The organism is Oceanospirillum sanctuarii, assembly GCF_002150805.1.
Classification (GTDB): Bacteria; Pseudomonadota; Gammaproteobacteria; order Pseudomonadales; family Halomonadaceae; genus Oceanospirillum; species Oceanospirillum sanctuarii.
On the sequence record NZ_MTBA01000013.1, the window covers coordinates 81,247 to 101,793 of the forward strand.

Sequence of the window (20,547 nt, forward strand, 5' to 3'; positions counted from 1 at the left end):
CCCCATCCGGCGGCAGTGGTAGACTGGCATTCAAACACCTGTTTGATACAACCACTAATCGCTAGGTTCTCCCATGCCAATACGCAAACGCTACAGCTATACCGATGATCAGGGCTTCCATGTGGAAGGCGCTCGGGTTGGCCGGTTGAATCTGGGGATTAACACCTCCTTTATCCTCTATCGCTTGGGGGACACCCTGATCGATACCGGCCCGTCGAATCAGTGGCCGGAAAGTAAGCACTTTATGGAAGAAGCGCCGATCAGCCGGATTCTGCTCTCTCACCACCATGAGGATCACAGCGGGAATGCCGCCAACGCGGCTGAGTTGCTAGGCGTAACGCCTTTCGCCCCGACTCAGGCAACAAACAAGTTCAGTCAGGGTTATAAAACCCCGTTGATGCAGCGGGTGATCTGGGGTGATCCCAAGCCGGTGAGAACTCAGCCTCTGCCTGAGATCATAACACTCGATGGCTTTGGTGAACTGCAGGCAATCCACACACCGGGACACGCAAAAGATCTGCACTGCTTTTACCTGCCCCAGCGGCGCTGGCTGTTCAGCGGTGACCTTTATATCTCCAAGTCCCTGCGCATGATGCGGGAGGACGAAAACCTGACAGAGATTCTGTACAGTATGCAAAAGGTGCTGGAGCTGGATTTTCAGGTGATCTTCTGCCCACACCGGGGGATTCTGGAACAGGGCAAGCAGGCGATGCAGGAGAAGCTGAGCAATATGCTGAACCTCTGCCAGCAGGTGCAACAGCTTAGAAAAGAAGGTTTAAAAGAGAAGGCGATCAGCAATAAATTGCTGGGTAAAGAAGAACTCGCCTGTTACCTGAGCGGCTATAACTTCTCTAAGATCAATCTGATCCGACAAGCGTTAAAGGTTGATCTGAGCGAGTTTACAGCCGTTCCTCTGAGCTAAAGCGAAACCTGAGCTTAGTCAGTACCGGCGCGGGTTGCTACATCCCTATCTGACACATTAACCTGATCAAAATAGCGCTGCAGGATCTTCTGATAACGACCATCCGCCTTAATTCGCTTCAGCGCAGCCTCAAACTGCTCAATCAGCTCCTGATCAGAACCTTCGCTAAAGGCCATATAAAGACTGCCGGACAACGGCTTTATGCTGAGTACCTGCTCAAAGTCATTGGGATTGGCATCACTTCTCATGGCGAAGTTGAACGCCGCCTCATCATAGGCGATCAGAGGAATACGCTGGTGTTTCAGCTTCCGGATATTGAGCAGGTCTGAGCCGATCACATCAAGGTGGGCAAAACCCTCGGAACGCAGGTAGGTATAGATAACATCCTGTTGACTGACACCAACTTCATAGCTTTTGGCATCGTCCAGACTGGTGATACGAATCGGATTCTGGCGCAATTTGTAAATGGAGGTTCGGTAAGGTGCGATCTCGCCAACCCAGTGAAACAGCTCTTCCCGCTCCGGAATACGGGCGATGGAAAAGATCAGTACATTTGGCTGGTTCAGGGCTTTACGGTACGCCCTGACCCAGGGCATAAACTGCAGATCGTATTTCTGCCGGGGGTAGTCCAGCTCCTGCAACACCGCCTGCAGAACCTCTACCGACATACCCTGAGGTTCACCTTTCACCTGATAGTTATAGGGCGGAAAGCTTTCCGTCACGACCGTCAACTGAGGAAAATACGCGCCTTTGCCATAAGCCTGCACCGAGGCCAACAGCAAGCCCAGACAGACAACAAGGCTTTGGAATAGCCGATTTTTTTCAGATTTAGCCGCCATTACAACCATTTCAGACACCCTCTTATTGTTGTTTCCGGAATCTTCGCCCCGGTCAATCCATCTGCGATTAAGAGATCTGTCCCTGTATTTTTCAGTACGCCCACAAAGTCGCAAACCCTGCTACAAAATTACGACCATTGAACAATGGGCAACGCTAACACTTTGCGGCAGATGTGACCACCTGCCACTACAAGTTTGGAGTTTTTTCCTAATATCTAAAACTGGCATAGTTTTTTTATTACAAAAAAACTGAAGCCATAGAAAAACAGTCATTAGGAAGCACAGGGACATTCTCGCTGCCCCAACTTGTCCCATCCTGTCCAAAAACCCTTTTTTCTCTGGGTATTATTACGACTGAAGCTGCTTATGCTCCTGCCAAAAACTGGCACCACGCTTGCAATGTATAGGGTAATTATCCGGCCTTGACGGGGTCACCCTGCACAGTTCGTAAGCCGATTCCGTCAGCTGCCATGTACCGGATAATTTTGGGGTTGTTCTGCGCCGGCCTGACAGATTCGTTCTGGCAGGTATTTCGGAGTTCCGAGACGGCGCTTTTTTATCTGATCTTTTGATATGCAAGATCATGGAGTCCCCCCACCCAATCGCGGTAAACCTTCTTACACCTCCGAGAAGCCCTTTATCAGGTCTATTAAATCGGTATGCCCAGAGTCTTTCTGGAACCCGCAGCTCATTGGACACCTTCTGAATGGCTGCGGGCTTTTTTTTGCCTGAAAAAAAGTTTCTGCCGAATTACTGCCCAATAATCACTCTGCCCACGCCATACATAAGCACTCACTCACACAAAACAAGTCTTTGATATTGCAGTAAAAATCCTACAGAAAACCATCAGCCCCCGGATAAAAACCCGGCTTTTCCTTCTGAGACCAAAGCCCTTTTCTGACCGACAAACGCCAACATCAGACAAAACTTTCCTTGACGGCTTTTTGCTCGCTTTGTATTTTGTATCCAAAATACAAACAAGAACACTCATAGAAGAGGTCGTCACAATGAAAAAAACAATAACTTGTCTACTTTCCGCCGCTCTTTTGGCCACCACCCCTGTTAAGGCTGACACCCTTGATAACGTGGTTGACCGGGGCGAGCTACGTTGCGGTGTCGTGCTGGATTTCCCGCCGATCGGCTACCGTGATGCCAATAACAATCCCGCTGGTTTCGATGTGGACTACTGCAACGATCTGGCCAAGGCATTGGAAGTAGAAGCAAAAATTATCCCGGTCACCTGGTCTGAGCGTCTGCCGATCATCGCCACCGGCCGTGCCGATGTGGTATTCGGTGCAACCTCCGACAGTCTGGCGCGTGCACGTACCGTGGGCTTCAGCATTCCTTACGCGATCTACTTCGCTCAGGGTGTGGTGAACAGCAAGGTTGAGATCAACAGCTTTGAAGATATGCGCGGCAAGCGCGTGGCAGCCGCAATCGGCACCGTTCCGGAGCAGGAGTGGCTGAAGATTGCTAAAGAATGGGGCGAAGAGCACCTGTATCAGAGCTACCAGTCTGAAAACGAAGTCTTCCTCGCGGTTGCTCAGGGTAAAGCCGATATCGGTATCACCACCAACACCGCTGTAAAACCGATCACCAGTCAGTTCAAAACCCTTAATGCCGGTCCTCGTATGCCCTGGACTGCGGATTACACCTCAATTGTCGGTAAGCGTACCGATGTCACCTGGCTGAACTACCTCAATCTGTTTGTTACCCATCAGGTTCGCTCCGGTCGTTACGACGAGCTTTGGGGCAAATATGTGGGCAATAACGTGCCTGAACTGCGTATTCCGGGCGTGATGTACTAACCCCGGCTCTGTTCTGATTCGTTAAAGACCAAAGCCCCGCCCGGCCTCCGGGCGAGGCTTATTGAGGTAACCCTCCATGTTTGAATACAACTTTCACTGGCGACCTGTGCTGAAAAGCCTGCCGGACCTGCTGCAGGCCGGTCTGCTGACCCTTGAGGTCGCGGTACTGTCCATGGTGATCGGCATCACCATAGGTCTTTGTCTGGCGTTAATGCGAATGAAGCTGCAAGGGCCACTGAAGTGGTTTGCAGTCAGCTGGATCGAAGTCGCCCGCAACACTCCGGTGCTGTTTCAGCTGTTCTTTTTCGGTTTTGGCCTGGGTGCAATGGGTGTCAACCTGCCCCCCTACGTCATCATCGTCACGGGGCTGAGTTTTAACTGCGCCGGTTATCTGGCGGAGAACTTCCGGGGTGGCTTTCAGGCGGTGCCGGATACTCAGATCAACGCGGCACGCTGTCTGGGCATGAACTCCTGGCAGGCTTATACCCGCATTGTGATTCCCCAGGTGTTCCGCATCGTTTACCACCCGATCACCAATCAGATGGTGTGGGCGGTTCTGATGTCGTCACTGGGCATGATGATCGGCTTCCGCGAACTCAGTGGTGAAACGCAATTCTTCGCCAGCCGTACCTTCCGCATCTTTGAATATTTCGCGGTAACGGCGGTGGTTTATTACGTGATTGTCAAAGTGATTCTTGGCTCTTCCCGACTGCTCTCAGCCCGTCTGTTCCGGTACTAAGAGACTGTAACCATGCAAGAAACAATAACTTTTTTCAGCGGTTTCGGGGCATCAGATCTCTGGTTCCTGGGTGACGCTGCCTTAAAAACACTGTGGATCTCCCTGCTGTCCATCAGTATCGGTACGGTGCTGGGAGTGATTTTTGGCTGGATGCTGCACGAAGGCAAATGGATGGCTGCAGCGACCATAGGCTCGATTCTGGATATTTTCCGCTCCGTGCCTCTGATCATTCAGCTGGTACTTTTTTACAACTTTGCACCCATCGTGGGGCTGAGCCTTGACCCTTTCGGCTCCGGGGTTGTGATTCTGACTATCTACACCGCCGCTCTGGTTTCCAACGTCGCACGGGGCGGTATTGAAGCGGTGCCGGTATCCATGCGTAAGGCATCACGCTCGCTGGGTATGAGCTACTGGCAGGATCTGTTCCATATCGTGTTACCGATTGGCGGACGGGCGGTATTCCCGGCCTGGATCGGTGTGGTGCTGGGCGTGATGAAAGACAGCGCACTGGTTTCGGTACTGGGCTATGTGGAGCTGCTCAAAGCCAGTCAGATTCTGATCACCCGTACCCAGGAACCCTTCCTGATTCTGGCACTGGCAGGCGCTTTCTACTTTGCCCTGTCTTACCCAATTTCCCGCTACGCGGCCAAGTTTGAACAACGGTGGGCACAATGATTGAGATTCGTGATCTTCACAAACACTTCGGCGATCTGCACGTTCTGAAAGGCATCGATCTGGACGTTAAAAAGGGCGAAGTGCTGTCGGTAATCGGCTCTTCCGGTTCCGGTAAATCCACCCTGCTGTACTGCATCAACAGTCTGGAAAAGATTCAGCAGGGCTCAGTAAAAATCGATGGTATCGATGTACACGCAAAAAGTACCGACGTGAACAAACTGCGTCAGAAACTGGGCATGGTGTTCCAGCAGTGGAACAGCTTCCCGCACCTGACCGCGATGGAAAACGTAGCGCTGGCACCCCGCATCGTTAAGGGCAAATCCAAAGAGGAAGCCCTGCATATTGCGGAAACTCAGCTGAAACACGTTGGCCTGGGCGACAAGCTGAAGAACTACCCGTCAGCCCTCTCCGGCGGTCAGCAGCAGCGTCTGGCTATCGCCCGCGCTCTGGCGATGGAGCCGGAATACATGCTGTTCGATGAAGCCACCTCGGCTCTTGATCCTGAAAAAGTAGGTGAGGTTCTGGACACCATGCGCCTGCTGGCAGAAGAAGGTATGACCATGATCTGCGTAACCCACGAAATGGGCTTCGCCCGCGACGTATCCGACCGGGTTGCCTACTTCCACCACGGCGTGATGGAAGAGATAGGGCCACCGGAACAGATCTTCGATGCCCCGGTTTCTGAGCATACCCGGAAGTTTTTGGCCAACGTGCGCTGAAAGCTGGCAAACGTGCGTTAAAGAGCTCGCCAACGTGCGTTAACAACCTAAACGACTTTATCAACCAACATTTCAAATAAGAACGTAAGTCTGACATTTGGATAGAACAACCCCGTATCTGAAACATACGAGGCCACATATAAGGTAAAACACAAATGAATAACGCTATTTTCACCGGAACCATGCCTGCCCTGATGACACCCTGCAAGGCAGACCGTACCCCGGATTTCGATGCGCTGGTTAAGAAAGGCCACGAGATGATCGAAGCAGGCATGTCCGCCGTTGTTTACTGCGGCTCTATGGGCGACTGGCCACTGCTCAGTGACGAAGAACGCATGGAAGGTGTTGAGCGATTGGTTAATGCCGGTATCCCGGTTATTGTGGGTACAGGTGCCATCAATACCAAATCTGCTGTTGCACACGCGGCTCACGCGGAAAAAGTCGGCGCAGCAGGCCTGATGGTGATCCCCCGCGTACTGTCCCGCGGCCCTGTGATTGCCGCTCAGAAAGAGCACTTTAAAGCGATTCTGGAAGCCTCTCCCAGTATCCCTGCCATCATCTACAACAGCCCGGTTTACGGCTTCTCCACCCGCGCGGATCTTTTCTTCGCACTGCGTGCCGAGCACCCGAATCTGGTGGGCTTTAAAGAGTTTGGCGGTGACGAAGCAATGCGTTATGCCGCCGAGAACATCACCTCTCAGGATGAAAACGTAACCCTGATGGTGGGTGTGGACACCGCTGTCTTCCACGGCTTTGTGAACTGCGGTGCAACCGGTGCCATTACCGGTATCGGTACCGCTCTGCCGAAAGAAGTCCTGCTGCTGTGCGCTCTGTCTAAGAAAGCTGCTGCCGGTGATGCCGAAGCGCGCCAGCGTGCACTGGAACTGGAAGCCGCCTTTAACGTGCTGGCAAGCTTTGATGAAGGCCCGGAACTGGTACTCTTCTTTAAATACCTGCTGGTTCTGAACGGTGAAGAGGAATACCGCCTGCACTTCAACGAAACAGACGAACTGAACGCTGCACAGCGCCGTTACTGTGAAGACCAGTACAACCTGTTCAAATCATGGTTTGCTGACTGGAGCAAACAAGGTGGAGTAATCGCAGAATGCATGTCGTAGACAGCCATACCGAAGGCGAACCGACCCGCGTCATTCTGTCCGGAGGGCCCGATCTTGGATCGGGCCCTCTGGCCGAGCGCGCAAAACGTCTCGCTACAGAACATCAGGATCTTTACCGCTCGCTGGTTAAAGAACCTTACGGACAGGAAGCCATGGTTGGCGCCTTGCTGGTGGAACCGGTTGATCCGGAATGCGTTGCCGGTGTGATCTATTTCGATGCCGCCGCGGTGATCGGCATGTGTGGTCACGGCACCATAGGTGTCGCCGCAACTCTCGCCTATCTGGGTCGGATCGGTATCGGCACCCACAAGCTGGAAACACCGGTGGGCGTGGTTGAGATCGAACTGACGGATAAAAACACCGTTTCTGTCACTAACGTGGACAGTTACCGTCTGGAAAAAGACCGCACGATTCAGGTGGAAGGCATCGGCCCTAATGGAGCATCCGTTGAGGTTAAGGGCGATATCGCCTGGGGCGGCAACTGGTTCTTTATGGTCAATGACAGCCCTGCTGCAGTTCGTCCTGATAACCTGATGGCGCTGACACAAACCGCAGTTGCGATCCGCAAAACGCTGGAGAAAGACGGCATTGCCGGAGGTGATGGCGGCATCATCGACCATATCGTGCTTTTTGGTGATGCTCTGACGCCGGAAGGCCACAGCCGTAACTTTGTCCTCTGTCCGGATAACGCCTATGACCGCTCCCCTTGCGGCACCAGCTGTTCCGCTCGACTGGCCTGCCTTGCAGCAGACGACCTGCTGCCACCGGGTCAGGAGATTCTGCAGGAAAGCGTGATCGGCAGCAGCTACCGCATCCGTTACCAGCCCGCACCTGAAGGCAAAATCAGCCCGACCATTACCGGTCAGGCCTTTGTCACCCGGGATGCCACCCTGATCTTTAATGAGCAGGACCCGCTGAGAAACGGAATCGATCTGGGCATTTAACGCATCTGTTTAATAAGAATAACTTCAGGGATCACCGCTTCCATGAATCAAAGCGAAACCTCTTACGATGTGATTGTGATCGGTGCCGGCATTATCGGCATCAGCAGCGCACTGAAACTCCAGTCCGAGGGCCACAGGGTTCTGGTACTGGATCGCAGTGGTGTTGCCAAAGAAACCTCTTTCGGTAACGCAGGGGCGTTCGCCTTTGCCGATATTGTGCCGCTGGCAACCCCCGGCATTATGCGTAAAGCCCCGAAATGGCTGCTGGACCCGCTGGGCCCGTTAACCATTAAACCGGCCTACGCCCTGAAGATTATTCCCTGGATGCTTAAATTCTGGCGCGCCAGCTGGCAGGACAAATATCAGGCGGCGATGACCGCTCAGGCCAGTCTGATGGCGTTGTCAAAAGCGGCTCTGGAGCGTCAGATCAAAGCGGTAAACGGCGAAGCCATGATGCGCCGTGAAGGTCAGCTGCAACTCTACGAAGGCGAAGCGGAATTCAACGCCAGTCTCCCCGGTTGGAAAACCCGCATGGAGCATGGCGTAGTGTGTGAACTGCTGGAATCACCGGAAGCGATCGCCAGGATACAGCCCGGTATCGATCCCCGCTTCACCCACGGCGGCTTCACGCCGGAATGGATCAACACCACAGATCCGGAAGCCTGGACACTGCACCTTTATCAGGCGTTTACCAAAAAAGGTGGCCGCTATGAAAATGCCAGCGTCAGCCGTCTGATCCCTCAGGGGGATGGCGTGCTGCTGCAGCTGTCTGACGAGGGCGCTCAGCAAAGCAAAAGCTACAGCGCCAAGCGTGTTGTGGTGGCTGCCGGTGCCTGGTCGAAAACCCTTGCCGCAAGCCTTGGGGAGAAAATCCCGCTGGAAACAGAACGCGGCTACAACACAACCCTGCCGAAAGGTGATTTTGAGCTGAACACCCATGTCACCTTCAGCAACCACGGCTTTGTGGTCAGTAAGATCGGTGACCAGATCCGTGTCGGCGGCGCTGTTGAGCTGGGCGGTCTGCACCTGAAACCCAACTATAAACGCTCCCAGGTACTGCTGGATAAAGCGGCCCGCTTCCTCCGTGGATTCAACAAAGAGGATGGAAAACAGTGGATGGGCTTTCGTCCCTCCATGCCGGACAGTCTTCCGGTGGTGAGCTACTCCGCTAAAACAGATCGCGTGATCTACGCCTTTGGCCACGGCCATTTGGGACTGACTCAATCCGCGGGTACAGCCGAGCTGGTAGCTGCTCTGGTGAGCGGTGAAGAGCCACCGATTCCGGTTGCCCCTTTCTCGGCAAATCGTTTCTAAAACAACAATAAGAAGCGGCGGTTAGCGTTGGATTCAACCATTCGCGCCAAACCGTCGCCTGAACGCTGGCGTTTTACCAGCAACAGGAGCTAAGCGATGCGAAGTTGTAAAACACTGCATGTGATCTCCGCCCACGCCGAAGGCGAAGTGGGTGATGTGATTGTCGGTGGCGTACTGCCACCACCGGGGGATACCCTATGGGAGCAACGCGCGTTTATCGCCAAGGACGAAACCCTGCGTAATTTTGTCCTGAACGAACCCCGTGGCGGTGTCTTCCGCCACGTCAATCTTCTGGTGCCACCCAAGCATCCGGAGGCCGACGCCGCCTTTATTATTATGGAACCGGAAGACACCCCGCCGATGTCCGGCTCAAATTCGATCTGCGTGTCGACGGTTCTGCTGGATGGTGGCCTGATTCCGATGCAGGAACCCTTTACCGATCTGACGCTGGAAGCTCCCGGCGGACTGGTTAAAGTCCGCGCCGCATGCCGCAACGGCAAAGCGGAACGTATCTTTGTACAGAATGTCGCCAGCTTCGCCGACAAGATAGGTGTCAGCCTTGAAGTTGACGGTATCGGAACTCTGACCGTGGATACCGCCTACGGTGGTGACAGCTTTGTGGTGGTGGATACCGAACAGCTGGATCTCGACATCAACGAAGCAAACGCCAAAAAGCTGGCGCAGCTGGGGGTAAAAATCACCAACGCAGCCAACGAACAACTGGGCTTCAGCCACCCGGATAATCCGGATTGGGATCATATCTCCTTCTGCGCGTTCTGCGGCCCACTGACCAAAACCGAAACCGGCTTTAAGGGCCGTTCTGCGGTAGCGATCCAACCAGGTAAGATCGACAGATCCCCGACAGGTACCGCGGTATCCGCCCGTATGGCGCTGATGGCGGCAAAAGGCATGATGCAGGAAGGCGATGAATTTGAGGCGGAATCCATTATCGGCTCAACCTTCACCGGCAAGATTCTGAAGCATACAAAACTTGAAAGCGGCCACCCCGCCATTACCCCCCAAATTAGTGGTCGGGGTTGGATTACCGGTATCCATCAGCATATGCTGGACCCGGATGATCCCTGGCAGGAAGGTTACCGGTTAAGCGATACCTGGGGAGCCTGATCCATAAAGACTCACGACCCTGTTAAGGCTCATGACTGTGTTAAGACCCACTACACATCAGGAACTGCTGTGCGCGTCCCTTCCTTACCTGTGTAGTTTTGCTAAAGAATCCCACTACCTGTTGGGTTCTTTAGCTTTTTTGTTTATGCCCTTTTCATTCTGAGCAACCGGGCATTGAAAGAACTGCGACAAATAAATAACGACAAACAAACATCAACAAAATCACTAAGTAGAGCGTCCTATGTCGAACAACATCACCTTGTCACTTGAAGACGTAAAAACACTGAGCCTGTCGGTGCTGACACAGAACGGCTACAGCGAGGCACATGCCTCAGCCATTACCGATGTAATCTACGCTTGCCAGCTGGATGATTGCCACTCTCACGGCCTGTTCCGACTCTTTATGTGCGCTGAAACCATGCGCGGCGGTCAGGTCGATGGTCATGCCCTCCCCACCATTACCGAACCCGGCCCTGCGGTGGTTAAAGCCGATGCCAACAAAGGGATCTCCCTTCTGGCGCTGAACGAGGCGATGCCCCTGCTGGTGGAGAAAGCCAAAACCAATGGCATTGCCGCCCTTGCCATCAACAACTGCTTCCACTTCTCTGCCCTCTGGCCAGAGGTTGAGATGCTGTCGGCTCAGGGCTTAGCCGGGATCGCCATGGTGCCAAGCCATGCCTGGGTCGCACCGGCCGGTGGCACACGGGGCACGCTGGGGACTAACCCTCTGGCCTTCAGCTGGCCTCGTCTGGAAAAAGATCCCTTCACCTTTGACTTTGCTACCAGCCAGTTTGCCCGTGGCGAGATCGAACTTTACCGCCGTGCCGGCAAGCCCCTGCCAGAAGGTGTTGCCATTGATAAAAACGGAAAGCCAACCACAGATCCAGAGGCCGCGATGGAAGGCGCTATGCTGACTTTTGGCGGTTACAAAGGCTCTGCCCTGTCCATCATGATTGAGCTGATGGCCGGGCCGTTAATTGATGATCTGACCAGTCTCGAAAGTATGGCGGCTGCTGACGGTAATACAGGTGCCCCATACCACGGCGAGATTATTCTGGCGATGAATCCTGAGATGCTGAGCGGCGGTAAAGTGGCACAGAATGATGAACGCGCAGAGCGCCTGTTTGCAGATATTATTGATCAGGGCGCACGCTTGCCGTCACAACGTCGTTATCAGGCTCGGGAGCGTAATCTGGAACGCAACGCGTTGGAGATTCCGGCACAGCTGTATCAGGATATTCTCAAACTGAAGGGCTGATCTCCTTAGCTGGGCCCCTTCTGCTTCTATTCACGCGTCCTCGATTCCCTACACTGTCGATTTCGTACCTATAAAACCTTTACCCCTAAACAGAAACGCCCCTTGCGAAGTGATTCGCAAGGGGCGTTTTTGTCGGCTTTCCTTCTCTCGGGGTCACACAACCCCGTCCGACAAAACTATTTCCTTAGTCTTCCACTATATGACTTATAGCTGAAGATCAGCCGGTAACAAGGCCGCAGGAATATCCTGATAGCACACCGGACGCAGGAAACGGCGGATCGATAGCGTGCCAACCGAGGTGGCACCGAAGTTTGTCGAGGCCGGATAAGGGCCACCGTGCACCATGCTGTCACACACTTCAACCCCCGTTGGGAAGCCATTCGCCAGAACACGACCCGCCTTGCGCTCCAGAACCGGCATCAGCTGACGACCCAGTTGGGTATCGCCTTCACTGTCCGCATCCAGATGTAGAGTACAGGTCAGCTGCCCCTGCAGGCTGTTGGCAATCGCCAGCATCTCTTCTTCAGAATCTACGGTGACCACCACACCCAGCGGGCCAAATACCTCTTCCGCCAGAATCTCATTCTCCAGCCAATTGCTGCCGGTGGTTGAGAACAGATAAGGGGTGGCATCACGCAGATCACAGCTGGTGGTCAGCACTTCGCGCACACCTGAGGTGGCTGAGATACGCTTCTGACCTGAACGATAAGCTTCTGCGATGCCATCGGTGAGCATGGTTTGTGAAGGCACGTCTGCCAGTGCTGAACGGGCTGTTTCCAGAAACAGATCCGCTTCTGCCCCTTTTTTCAGTACCGCAATACCCGGATTGGTACAGAACTGACCCGCTCCCATGGTCAGCGACTGAACCCAGCCTTTTGCCAGCGCATCACCACGATTGGCAACCGCCGCAGGCAGGAGGAACATAGGGTTTACCGAACCCAGCTCACCAAAGAAAGGGATCGGCTCAGGACGGGCAGCACACTGATCAAACAATGCACGACCACCCGCCAGAGAGCCGGTAAAGCCTACGGCTTTAATCAGCGGGTGCTGCACCAACGCAGAACCCACAGCGCGATCACCACCCTGAATCAGGCTGAAAACACCGGGATGAATACCGCATTTCTCAACGGCTGCAGCCACCGCTTCTGCCACGATTTCACCAGTGCCGGGGTGCGCACTATGACCTTTAACTACAACCGGGCAGCCTGCCGCCAGAGCTGCAGCGGTATCACCACCTGCGGTAGAGAACGCCAGCGGGAAGTTAGAAGCACCAAATACTGCAACCGGTCCGATAGGTCGCTGGATCATTTTCAGATCCGCACGGGGCAGAGGCTGACGATCAGGCATAGCTTCATCGTGACGCTTATCCAGATAATCCCCTTGCAGAATGTGCTGGGCAAAAAGACGCAGCTGACCAACGGTACGACCGCGCTCCCCCATCAGACGTGCTTCCGGAAGGCCAGTTTCGGAACAACCGATCTCGGTAATGGCATCGCCACGGGCATCAATCTCATCGGCGATGGCATTCAGAAAAGCAGCGCGGGTTTCACGACTCGAGTAACCGAACTCGTTAAAAGCAGCTTCTGCCGCTTCAACGGCAGCATTAACGTGATCGGGCGTACCTTTGGCAAAGGAAAATGCCTGACCGCTGGCAGGGGAAGAGAGAAAAGCCTCTTCACCGGCAACCCATTGTCCGGCGATTAAGTGTTTACCGTGGGGCTGAAAAGACATGGTTGATCGCTCCTGTTCTGGACTTTTGTTTTAAGGATTTTTTAAGCGTCAGGTTTTAGGCATCGACAGCTGTTTAGCACTGAAACCAACCTGCCCACCATTTGCAGTACTGAGAAAGCAGGAGGTACTGATTAGAGAAGTACTAGGCAAAACAGCTGAATGATCCTGACTGCCTCAACTAAAAAAGGATATTGTATCCAATATACATTACAAAATAGAAAGAGAAAACCAGAGCCCTGAAAAAAGCCTACTAAGGAATGGGTCTGAGTTGGAATCTTGGCGTGGATCATAAAAAGCATTCAAAAAACATTTTTAACCTTTTTAAAGATACTGTTTTTATGTATCTTAATTTGCATCAGCCACAAACGGTGCAATCCGAAGGAAGTGAAGGATGACGAACGCCCCTCTGCTCGACCTTAACGACGTACTGGAACGTCTGGGCGGCGACAAGATTCTTTGTGCCAGTCTTTTTCAGGAATTTATCAGTCGATATCAGGGTGTCAGTGATGAGATCCGTAGCCATCTGGAAAATGAAAGCTGGAGTTGTGCGGTCAATGCCGCCCACCGTCTGAAAGGGGTTGCCCTGAATATTGGTGCTAAAAAGCTGGCAGGTTGCGCCTCAGATCTGGAAGCGACCTTAAAAGCCTCACAACAGCCGAACCAGTCGATTCAGACGATCAACCTGAGTCAGTTAAATGATCTGGTGCCGGAAACCTTCGCAGAACTGGAAAATCAGGCACAACGGCTTCAGCAGGAAACCTCTGCCGAATCCGCCGATACCCTTTCACAGGCTGCGATTCAGGAACAGCTTCTGGAAGCCAAAGCCTGGTTTGATACCGACTACGGCAAGGCTTTACGTCTTGTCGAACAGCTGGCACCCCAGTGCCCCGAAGATGAGCATCAGGAAGTGCACCAGCTGCTGGGGCTGATGAAGCAGTTTAATATCATCAGCGCCCGAAAAGCCCTGCATCAGATGGTCTGATCCGCTTTTGATACCAACACTTTCCCCGCCGTACATTCAGGACACCGACCTATGAATGCTCAACCCCCGGAAATATCCGCAAACGAGTCTTTTAAGCATGCCTCGCCCGTCTCAACAGCTCAGGCAACCGTGCTGATCGTTGATGACTCACCGATCGATATCAGCTTTCTGGTCAGTGGTTTGGCGGATAACTTTGCCATTATTGTTGCCAACAATGGACTGATGGCGCTGGAACTGGCTCAGGAACGTCAGCCGGATGTGATTCTGATGGATGTGTCTATGCCGGAGCTGGATGGCTACGAATGTTGCCGTCAGCTCAAACAGCTGGAAAGCACCCAGCATATCGAGGTGATCTTTGTTTCGGCCCACAACAGCGTGGAAGAGAAGATCAAAGGTTATGACGCCGGTGGTTCTGACTACGTGGGCAAGCCGGTTATTCCAGACGAGTTACAACAGAAGGTGCGGGTGGCGGTTGAACATAAACGCCAGCGTGAGCAGTACCTGCGCACTGCACGCCACACCGGCACAGCGCCGCTTAATCAGCTGACAACGGCAGAAGAGCAATCGGTGCTGGTAGAGTTTATGAAAGCAGGGTCAAGAACCGGTTCCGCCTCAGAGCTGGGGGAATACCTGCTTAAAGCGATTGAAAGCCTGGGTCTTGCCGCCTGCAGTTATCTCAATTTCTCCAAGGGAGAAATCATCCGGGCAACTGAGCGTGTGACACCGCTGGAGACAGATCTTCTGGCTCAGATTATCGGTTCCAAACGGGTACTGGAAGATGACCGCCGTCTGATGATCGCCTGTGATCAGGTCGCGGTGCTGATTCGAGAGATGCCGGAGGAAAAAGAAAGCGCAGGGCGTTTCCGTACTCACCTGGAAACTCTGATTCAGGAAGCAGGACACTTCCTGCAGATGATCGAAAACCGCACCCAGCTGGCTGGGCTGATGTCGGATATGCAGAATTCCATTCTGGAAGTGAATCAGGAGCAGGAGCGCATCGAGAAACAGAGTCAGGATCTGTTCGATACCCTGTTAAGTGATATCCATACCGCCTTTGATGATTGGGGCTTAATGGAGTCTCAGGAGAAACAACTGCTGAGTCTGATCCATCAATCCATGACCAATATGCAACAGTGTTATGAATCCGGCACAAATAAAGACGAAACTTTGCGTCCGGTACTGGATCGCCTGATCGCAATGAGCTGATAATAGATCAAGCGAATGATTCTAAAAGAGCCACTAATTAAGTATCAGCTTTAGAATCCGGTTTTAACGACCCCACAGGCTCAATCGCGTCATATCAGTCGCAGACGAGTTCATCACTTGTACACGTAGGCTCGACCCAAAAAAACCTACTCGCTAGAAAACGTACCTGTGATATTGAACCGCCCGGCATCCTCTCTAAAGAGAAGATCCGGGCGGTCTTTTTATCTGCAATCCGAAGCCTGCCTGGAGCAGAGATAAGAAGAGGAATAACCCATAAGCTATTCAGAAGGCATCAGCCCGCTTCTTCTTCCGCAGCTCTTTTAGCAGCAATCAGCTCCAGCATCTGCAGCTTGGTGTTTTCGATATGAGAACGCAGCATCTCACAAGCCGCCTCTACGTCACCGCTACGGGCCAGATCCAGCAAAGACTGGTGGTCTTTCTCTGCATTGGCTGACTTATTCAGCTCATCAATGTGCATGCCCACATAGCGGTTGGACTGCACACTGGCACGCTCCAGCAATGCTTTAGTCAGTTCACGGCCGGATGCCTCATACAGTCTATTGTGATACTCCTCGTTTAGAGGTCCCCACTCGGCAACCTGACCGGAAGCGTAGGATTTTTTCATCGCTTCCAGAATCTCTTCACACTCGGAAAAGTCCTGCCCGGTCATATTCGGAATAGCGCGGCGGAACAGATCCACTTCGAGCAACATACGCACATCAAAGATCTCAGCAATCTCCTCCAGCGTATGTTTGGTTACCGTCGCACCCCGGTTGTTCTGGAATACCACCAGACCTTCCGCATCCAGACGTTTCAGCGCCTCACGGATCGGCATACGGGACACATCATACTCATCGGCGAGCAGCTCCTGACGGATCAGCTCTCCTTCCACCAGATCGCCTGACAGAATGCGCTTACGCAAGTCAGCAACGATCACATCTGGTAAACTTTGGCGAACAACAGCCCTCTTTTGAGCCACGTCACTCCCCCTCTCTTTACAGAAACCTGAACCCTCGCACAGATTTCGGGAAACACACAACAATTCAGATTTTGGGATACAGTATCCAAAATACAAATCACTTTGCCGCCATTATACCTACCTTATGGACGGATCGGTGAATTTATTAGCGTAAACTTCAGTCTAATATTGCACTGCACTTACTGCTTTCATTATTTACAGACCTTGATTTAGCGATTCCATATCCGGTCAAAATATCTGAAATCCCTCTAACTACTTCTCCGCTCAGAACTTTTCTCCCTTTTTTCCCTTAGCTTCCCCAAAACCTGTGGCTCACTCCTTGCCTTAAAGAACCTTCGGGGATCTCTATCTATATTTAGCCTTTGAATAGCTTCGCTTCAGGAGCTGGCCGGTCAGGTCATTTTCAAAATGAGAGCCTGAGGCTGAAAACCCCAGAATCATTTAAGACGGTCTAACCTGAACGAAGGCTATAAGAGATAAAGCTGTGACACCGAATAAAACCGGGTTCAACCCACAACTGATTAAACACTGCTACAGGAAGGGATTTTCCAATGACTGATTCAAAGAATATGAAGCTACTGGGCATTGAACTTTCACCACTGGAACTGCGTTCCGGTCGCTGGGTACTGCAGGAATGGCAGATCGATCAGATCTGGCCTGAACCTCAGGACAATCCCCCTGCGGCAGGCGCACAGGAGCAAAGCGCCAAAGGCAATCCCGTGACCTGGCTGCCGTTTGAATTGCACCGGGATGAGCGCAGCGCCTACCGCTTTAACCTCAACTCTGTCGTGCCTCACCTGTTCGTACTCTGTGATGACTCGGAAGGTGATGAATGGCAGCCGATGCAGATCACCGCCTGTCAGGATCTGGCCGCCTCTTGGCTGGATGGCGAGCAGAAGGTACTGGAATACCCGATGCCGGAAGCTCTGCAGTGCTGGATGGAAGCCTTTATTACCGAGCATGGCGAACTGATCGAAGTGAAGAAAAAGAAACGCTACGCCGGTGAAAAGCGCCCGAAAGATAACGAGCAGGGCACCGAATCAGCAGACAAGTCCACCCCCAATGGCTGCATTGCCAATAACACCACCTCAGCAGAAGCAGGAGATCACCCGTGAGTGACAAGGGTTTCTTTTCCCGCTGGGCCCAGCGGAAACAACAGGTACAAGAGGAAGAAGCTGCCCAGCAGGCGGCTCAGGAAGGCGCTGAGGCGGAACAGCAGGCACCAACTGCAGAGCTGAATCAGACCACCGAAGAACTTCAGCAACTGCAAAGCCCGGATGATCAGCTGCTGGCTGTCGATCAGGTAGAAATCGACACTTCGAATCATGCCGTGACTGACGGTGAAAACCCGCTCTCTGACGAGGATATGCAGGATGTTAATAGCATCGATGGCAATACCAACGTCAGCGCCTTCTTCAGCGAAGGTGTCAGTGAAAAGCTGCGCAAACAGGCACTGAAAGCGATGTTCCTCAAGCCTGAGTTCAATGTTCGTGATGGCATGGATGATTACGATCTGGACTATACCGACGTCAAAGAGCTGTCCAGCGATGTTGCAGCAGGCCTGCGTAACTGGTTCAAAAACAAAGACCCTCTGGATCTTGAAGGCCAGCAGGAAGCTGGTGCAGAAGCCGCAGCTGCGGCTGTTGAAGGCGCAGATTCTGTTACCTATGACGCGAACGGCAGTAATGAAAGCGTAACGGACGAGGTACAGGAAACTGGGTCACAAGGTGGCGCATCGGATACGAGCCGACCCTCAGACGAAAGTATGACTGACGAACCATACCCTGAGACAGATCAAAATAAAACTGACCTTGCGTCAGGTAAGACGACAGTAGCGGATTCTGCTCCTGAACAGAATCCGACCTGATAAGGCAAAAACAGCCGCGACAGATTGACGCTAACGTCAAGCAAGGTAAGAACACCTTAGACCAAAGTCTGAAAAGCATTAAAAAACAAGGTGATAACAGGGGTTAAGGGAGATTCTGGCGAGAAACACACTCCTGATGCCCTGAGAAAAAACAGGGACAAAATGGGGCGATTTGAATAACAACCCAATTTGTCCGGACAAAATGTCCCAAAAGGATACAAAACAACATAACGAAACAGAGCAAAGCAGAACCAAGCGCTTTTTGTTTTCGGAATTCCGGGTCTGGCACTTGCTCCAGCAAGAGTCGATAAAGCTGAAAAATGATGACCTGAATGGTCAGGCAGGCATAAGCCGGTTATTCCAACAATAAGAAAACATTGCCGAGAAATGGTCTCCGCTTTGCTCAGCTCTTCCAAGCTTCTGAAACCAACCGTGATTAGGGTTTCAGAGATGACGACAGCAGGAAGAGATAACAGCGGATGAGGAAAAGTAATGACAGCTCAGTTCACTGAACAGCAGCGCCAACAACAAGCAAGCAACCACCAGGCACGCACCAGCGCACTTGGTGCTTTGTCACGCCCGCAGAATCTTGCTGCCCCGTCAGTTAGCTATCAGGCTGGCGGCCATCTGTTGATTATTGGTGCCGATGACCTGACCCGTTTGGCCGCCTGCGAACTTCTGTCTCAGTCAGAAGACGGCACTATCAGCATCAAAGCAGACTCAGGCGTTAAATCCATCAGCCTGCTGATTACCGATGCAGTACAGAATCCCGGTAACGATGCCCTTGAGCAGGCATTGATCCAAACTGAAAAACTACCGGTTGCTTATGGCAACCTGAACGAGCTGAAAGGTTATCTGGGCGAGTTTCAGGCCCTGATCAAGCCAACAGCCACAGACACGGCTAATGCCGACAGCATTGAAGCGATGGATCTGGCACCTGCCCTGATTCACCGCAGCCACTTTGATCTGGTACTGGATCTGGGGCGTGAGCCTGCACTGGCTCAGGAACTGTCACCACCGGGTTATTTTGCCGTGGGTTCTGATTCCGAAAGCACTCTGGCATCTGTGCTGGAAGAACTGCCGAATTTTGATGGCGAGTTCGAGAAACCGCTTTATTTCCGCATCAACAACGATATCTGCGCCCACGCAGGTCGCGGCAAAACCGGCTGCACCCGCTGTCTGGATGTCTGCCCAGCAGATGCAATCTCCAGCATCAACAATCAGATCGAAGTCGATTCCTATCTTTGTCACGGCGCAGGCAGTTGTTCTACCGCCTGCCCGACCGGCGCTATCAGCTATGGCATGCCAAAAGCCGAGATGATGGCAGATTACCTGACCCGTTTGCTGGCGCACTATCGTGATCAGGGCGGCGTTCAGCCGGTGATCCTGTTCCATGCAGATGAGCAGGAAGTTGCAACTGAGCAGCTGGCTTCCAACATTATTCCGGTGGCACTGGAAGAGATCGCAACCGTCGGTATGGAGCTTTGGCTGCACGCCTTTAATGAAGGTGCATCCCGCATCATTTTCCTGACGTCAGATAACGGGGCACACCGCACACCCGCCAGCCTGATTCAGCTGCTGGATCGCGAAACCAAACTGGGCAACCAGATTATCAGCGCCATGGGCTATGGCGAAAACAGCCTGAGCCTGTGTGCGGATATCGCACAGCTTTCTGAAGACAACTTTAATACACCAGAGCAAGACGGCATTCAGGTCGCTCCCGCTTCTGTTACCGCATCTGTTTCTGCCTCAGGGGTTCAAACCCTTGGTGAAGCGCCAAGCAAGCGTCAGCGTCTGATCAGCAATATCAACCGTCTTCAGCAGGAAGCACCTGCTGGTAGCGAGAAAGTAGAACTGATTCCACTAACAGCCAGTGCACCTTTTGGCCAGATCAGCATTGATGCGGATGCCTGCACCCTGTGCTTCTCCTGCGCCAACATCTGCCCGACCTCTGCATTACAAACGGGCGGCGAAACACCAGCTATCCTGTTCACAGAGAAGGATTGTGTTCAGTGCGGCCTGTGTGAAAGCGCCTGCCCTGAAACTGCGATCAGTCGTGAACAGCGCTTTATCTTTAACAGCGACGTTCGTGACAACCCGCGCACGCTGCACAAGGATGAAGCATTCTGCTGTCTGGATTGTGGCAAGCCATTCGCCCCTACCAGCACAGTAAACAAGATGAAAGACAAACTGAAAGATCACGCCATGTTCGCCGGTGAAGCTCTGCGTCGTCTGGAACTGTGTGAAGACTGCCGCGTTAAAGACATCTATCGCGGCTTAGCAGCTGACCCACAAGCTCAGCTGAATCTTTAATCAGGAGG

The 20,547-nt window shown here is 52.8% G+C and carries 18 protein-coding genes; 15 read left to right on the forward strand and 3 right to left on the reverse strand.

What is annotated here, in order from left to right:
* Nucleotides 1–73: 73 nt before the first annotated feature.
* The gene (locus tag BV405_RS16310) at nt 74–922 is read left to right on the forward strand and encodes an MBL fold metallo-hydrolase (RefSeq protein WP_086481952.1); all 849 of its coding nucleotides are present in this window, start codon (nt 74–76) and stop codon (nt 920–922) included.
* A 14-nt stretch (nt 923–936) separates the two neighbouring features.
* Here the strand turns inward: BV405_RS16310 and BV405_RS16315 are convergent, their stop codons facing one another.
* Entirely contained in the window at nt 937–1,770 is an 834-nt protein-coding gene (locus BV405_RS16315; RefSeq protein ID WP_086481953.1) for a substrate-binding periplasmic protein, read from the reverse strand.
* Between the two features lie 998 nt (nt 1,771–2,768).
* Here BV405_RS16315 and BV405_RS16320 point away from each other — a divergent pair.
* The 9 genes from BV405_RS16320 (at nt 2,769) to BV405_RS16360 (ending at nt 11,461) form a co-directional block, all read left to right on the forward strand.
* Nucleotides 2,769–3,569 carry a transporter substrate-binding domain-containing protein gene (locus BV405_RS16320; RefSeq protein ID WP_086481954.1) on the forward strand — a complete coding sequence of 267 codons (801 nt, stop codon included), beginning with the start codon at nt 2,769–2,771 and terminating at the stop codon, nt 3,567–3,569.
* Between the two features lie 76 nt (nt 3,570–3,645).
* Nucleotides 3,646–4,308 (forward strand): amino acid ABC transporter permease, encoded by a 663-nt coding sequence (locus BV405_RS16325; protein WP_086481955.1) that lies wholly within the window; start codon nt 3,646–3,648, stop codon nt 4,306–4,308.
* A 12-nt stretch (nt 4,309–4,320) separates the two neighbouring features.
* Nucleotides 4,321–4,983 (forward strand): amino acid ABC transporter permease, encoded by a 663-nt coding sequence (locus BV405_RS16330; RefSeq protein WP_086481956.1) that lies wholly within the window; start codon nt 4,321–4,323, stop codon nt 4,981–4,983.
* Nucleotides 4,980–5,702 carry an amino acid ABC transporter ATP-binding protein gene (locus BV405_RS16335; protein ID WP_086481957.1) on the forward strand — a complete coding sequence of 241 codons (723 nt, stop codon included), beginning with the start codon at nt 4,980–4,982 and terminating at the stop codon, nt 5,700–5,702. The genes BV405_RS16330 and BV405_RS16335 overlap by 4 nt, the downstream gene beginning before the upstream one ends.
* A 155-nt stretch (nt 5,703–5,857) precedes the next feature.
* The gene (locus tag BV405_RS16340) at nt 5,858–6,820 is read left to right on the forward strand and encodes a dihydrodipicolinate synthase family protein (RefSeq protein WP_086481958.1); all 963 of its coding nucleotides are present in this window, start codon (nt 5,858–5,860) and stop codon (nt 6,818–6,820) included.
* Nucleotides 6,808–7,764, forward strand: coding sequence for a 4-hydroxyproline epimerase (locus BV405_RS16345; protein WP_086481959.1), 957 nt, complete (start codon nt 6,808–6,810; stop codon nt 7,762–7,764). Before BV405_RS16340 ends, BV405_RS16345 begins: the two co-directional genes overlap by 13 nt.
* Before the next feature lie 42 nt (nt 7,765–7,806).
* A complete protein-coding gene (locus tag BV405_RS16350) occupies nt 7,807–9,078 on the forward strand; it encodes an NAD(P)/FAD-dependent oxidoreductase (RefSeq protein WP_086481960.1) in 1,272 nt (423 codons plus the stop codon).
* A 96-nt stretch (nt 9,079–9,174) separates the two neighbouring features.
* The gene (locus tag BV405_RS16355) at nt 9,175–10,203 is read left to right on the forward strand and encodes a trans-3-hydroxy-L-proline dehydratase (RefSeq protein WP_086481961.1); all 1,029 of its coding nucleotides are present in this window, start codon (nt 9,175–9,177) and stop codon (nt 10,201–10,203) included.
* Nucleotides 10,204–10,444: 241 nt separating this feature from the next.
* Complete coding sequence (locus tag BV405_RS16360) at nt 10,445–11,461, forward strand: Ldh family oxidoreductase (protein ID WP_086481962.1); 1,017 nt, start codon at nt 10,445–10,447, stop codon at nt 11,459–11,461.
* 204 nt (nt 11,462–11,665) lie between these two features.
* Here BV405_RS16360 and BV405_RS16365 read toward each other — a convergent pair whose 3' ends face one another.
* Nucleotides 11,666–13,192 (reverse strand): aldehyde dehydrogenase (NADP(+)), encoded by a 1,527-nt coding sequence (locus BV405_RS16365; protein WP_086481963.1) that lies wholly within the window; start codon nt 13,190–13,192, stop codon nt 11,666–11,668.
* A 391-nt stretch (nt 13,193–13,583) separates the two neighbouring features.
* Here BV405_RS16365 and BV405_RS16370 point away from each other — a divergent pair, with 391 nt between their 5' ends.
* Together BV405_RS16370 and BV405_RS16375 are read left to right on the forward strand one after the other, a co-directional pair.
* A complete protein-coding gene (locus tag BV405_RS16370; RefSeq protein WP_086481964.1) occupies nt 13,584–14,174 on the forward strand; it encodes an Hpt domain-containing protein in 591 nt (196 codons plus the stop codon).
* 51 nt (nt 14,175–14,225) lie between these two features.
* Complete coding sequence (locus BV405_RS16375) at nt 14,226–15,380, forward strand: response regulator (protein WP_086481965.1); 1,155 nt, start codon at nt 14,226–14,228, stop codon at nt 15,378–15,380.
* Nucleotides 15,381–15,672: 292 nt separating this feature from the next.
* Here the strand turns inward: BV405_RS16375 and BV405_RS16380 are convergent, their stop codons facing one another.
* The gene (locus BV405_RS16380; protein ID WP_086481966.1) at nt 15,673–16,359 is read right to left on the reverse strand and encodes a GntR family transcriptional regulator; all 687 of its coding nucleotides are present in this window, start codon (nt 16,357–16,359) and stop codon (nt 15,673–15,675) included.
* A 551-nt stretch (nt 16,360–16,910) separates the two neighbouring features.
* Between BV405_RS16380 and BV405_RS16385 the strand changes: the two genes are divergently transcribed.
* The 3 genes from BV405_RS16385 (at nt 16,911) to BV405_RS16395 (ending at nt 20,539) form a co-directional block, all read left to right on the forward strand.
* Nucleotides 16,911–17,474, forward strand: coding sequence for a DUF3305 domain-containing protein (locus tag BV405_RS16385; RefSeq protein ID WP_086481967.1), 564 nt, complete (start codon nt 16,911–16,913; stop codon nt 17,472–17,474).
* Complete coding sequence (locus tag BV405_RS16390; RefSeq protein WP_086481968.1) at nt 17,471–18,226, forward strand: DUF3306 domain-containing protein; 756 nt, start codon at nt 17,471–17,473, stop codon at nt 18,224–18,226. Before BV405_RS16385 ends, BV405_RS16390 begins: the two co-directional genes overlap by 4 nt.
* A gap of 492 nt (nt 18,227–18,718) precedes the next feature.
* Nucleotides 18,719–20,539, forward strand: coding sequence for a 4Fe-4S binding protein (locus tag BV405_RS16395; RefSeq protein WP_086481969.1), 1,821 nt, complete (start codon nt 18,719–18,721; stop codon nt 20,537–20,539).
* Nucleotides 20,540–20,547: the final 8 nt, after the last annotated feature.

Coding starts and splice junctions, on each gene's coding strand:
- BV405_RS16310 (WP_086481952.1), top strand. CDS start 74: ATGCCAATACGCAAACGCTACAGCTATACCGATGATCAGGGCTTCCAT.
- BV405_RS16315 (WP_086481953.1), bottom strand. CDS start 1,770: ATGGTTGTAATGGCGGCTAAATCTGAAAAAAATCGGCTATTCCAAAGC.
- BV405_RS16320 (WP_086481954.1), top strand. CDS start 2,769: ATGAAAAAAACAATAACTTGTCTACTTTCCGCCGCTCTTTTGGCCACC.
- BV405_RS16325 (WP_086481955.1), top strand. CDS start 3,646: ATGTTTGAATACAACTTTCACTGGCGACCTGTGCTGAAAAGCCTGCCG.
- BV405_RS16330 (WP_086481956.1), top strand. CDS start 4,321: ATGCAAGAAACAATAACTTTTTTCAGCGGTTTCGGGGCATCAGATCTC.
- BV405_RS16335 (WP_086481957.1), top strand. CDS start 4,980: ATGATTGAGATTCGTGATCTTCACAAACACTTCGGCGATCTGCACGTT.
- BV405_RS16340 (WP_086481958.1), top strand. CDS start 5,858: ATGAATAACGCTATTTTCACCGGAACCATGCCTGCCCTGATGACACCC.
- BV405_RS16345 (WP_086481959.1), top strand. CDS start 6,808: ATGCATGTCGTAGACAGCCATACCGAAGGCGAACCGACCCGCGTCATT.
- BV405_RS16350 (WP_086481960.1), top strand. CDS start 7,807: ATGAATCAAAGCGAAACCTCTTACGATGTGATTGTGATCGGTGCCGGC.
- BV405_RS16355 (WP_086481961.1), top strand. CDS start 9,175: ATGCGAAGTTGTAAAACACTGCATGTGATCTCCGCCCACGCCGAAGGC.
- BV405_RS16360 (WP_086481962.1), top strand. CDS start 10,445: ATGTCGAACAACATCACCTTGTCACTTGAAGACGTAAAAACACTGAGC.
- BV405_RS16365 (WP_086481963.1), bottom strand. CDS start 13,192: ATGTCTTTTCAGCCCCACGGTAAACACTTAATCGCCGGACAATGGGTT.
- BV405_RS16370 (WP_086481964.1), top strand. CDS start 13,584: ATGACGAACGCCCCTCTGCTCGACCTTAACGACGTACTGGAACGTCTG.
- BV405_RS16375 (WP_086481965.1), top strand. CDS start 14,226: ATGAATGCTCAACCCCCGGAAATATCCGCAAACGAGTCTTTTAAGCAT.
- BV405_RS16385 (WP_086481967.1), top strand. CDS start 16,911: ATGACTGATTCAAAGAATATGAAGCTACTGGGCATTGAACTTTCACCA.
- BV405_RS16395 (WP_086481969.1), top strand. CDS start 18,719: ATGACAGCTCAGTTCACTGAACAGCAGCGCCAACAACAAGCAAGCAAC.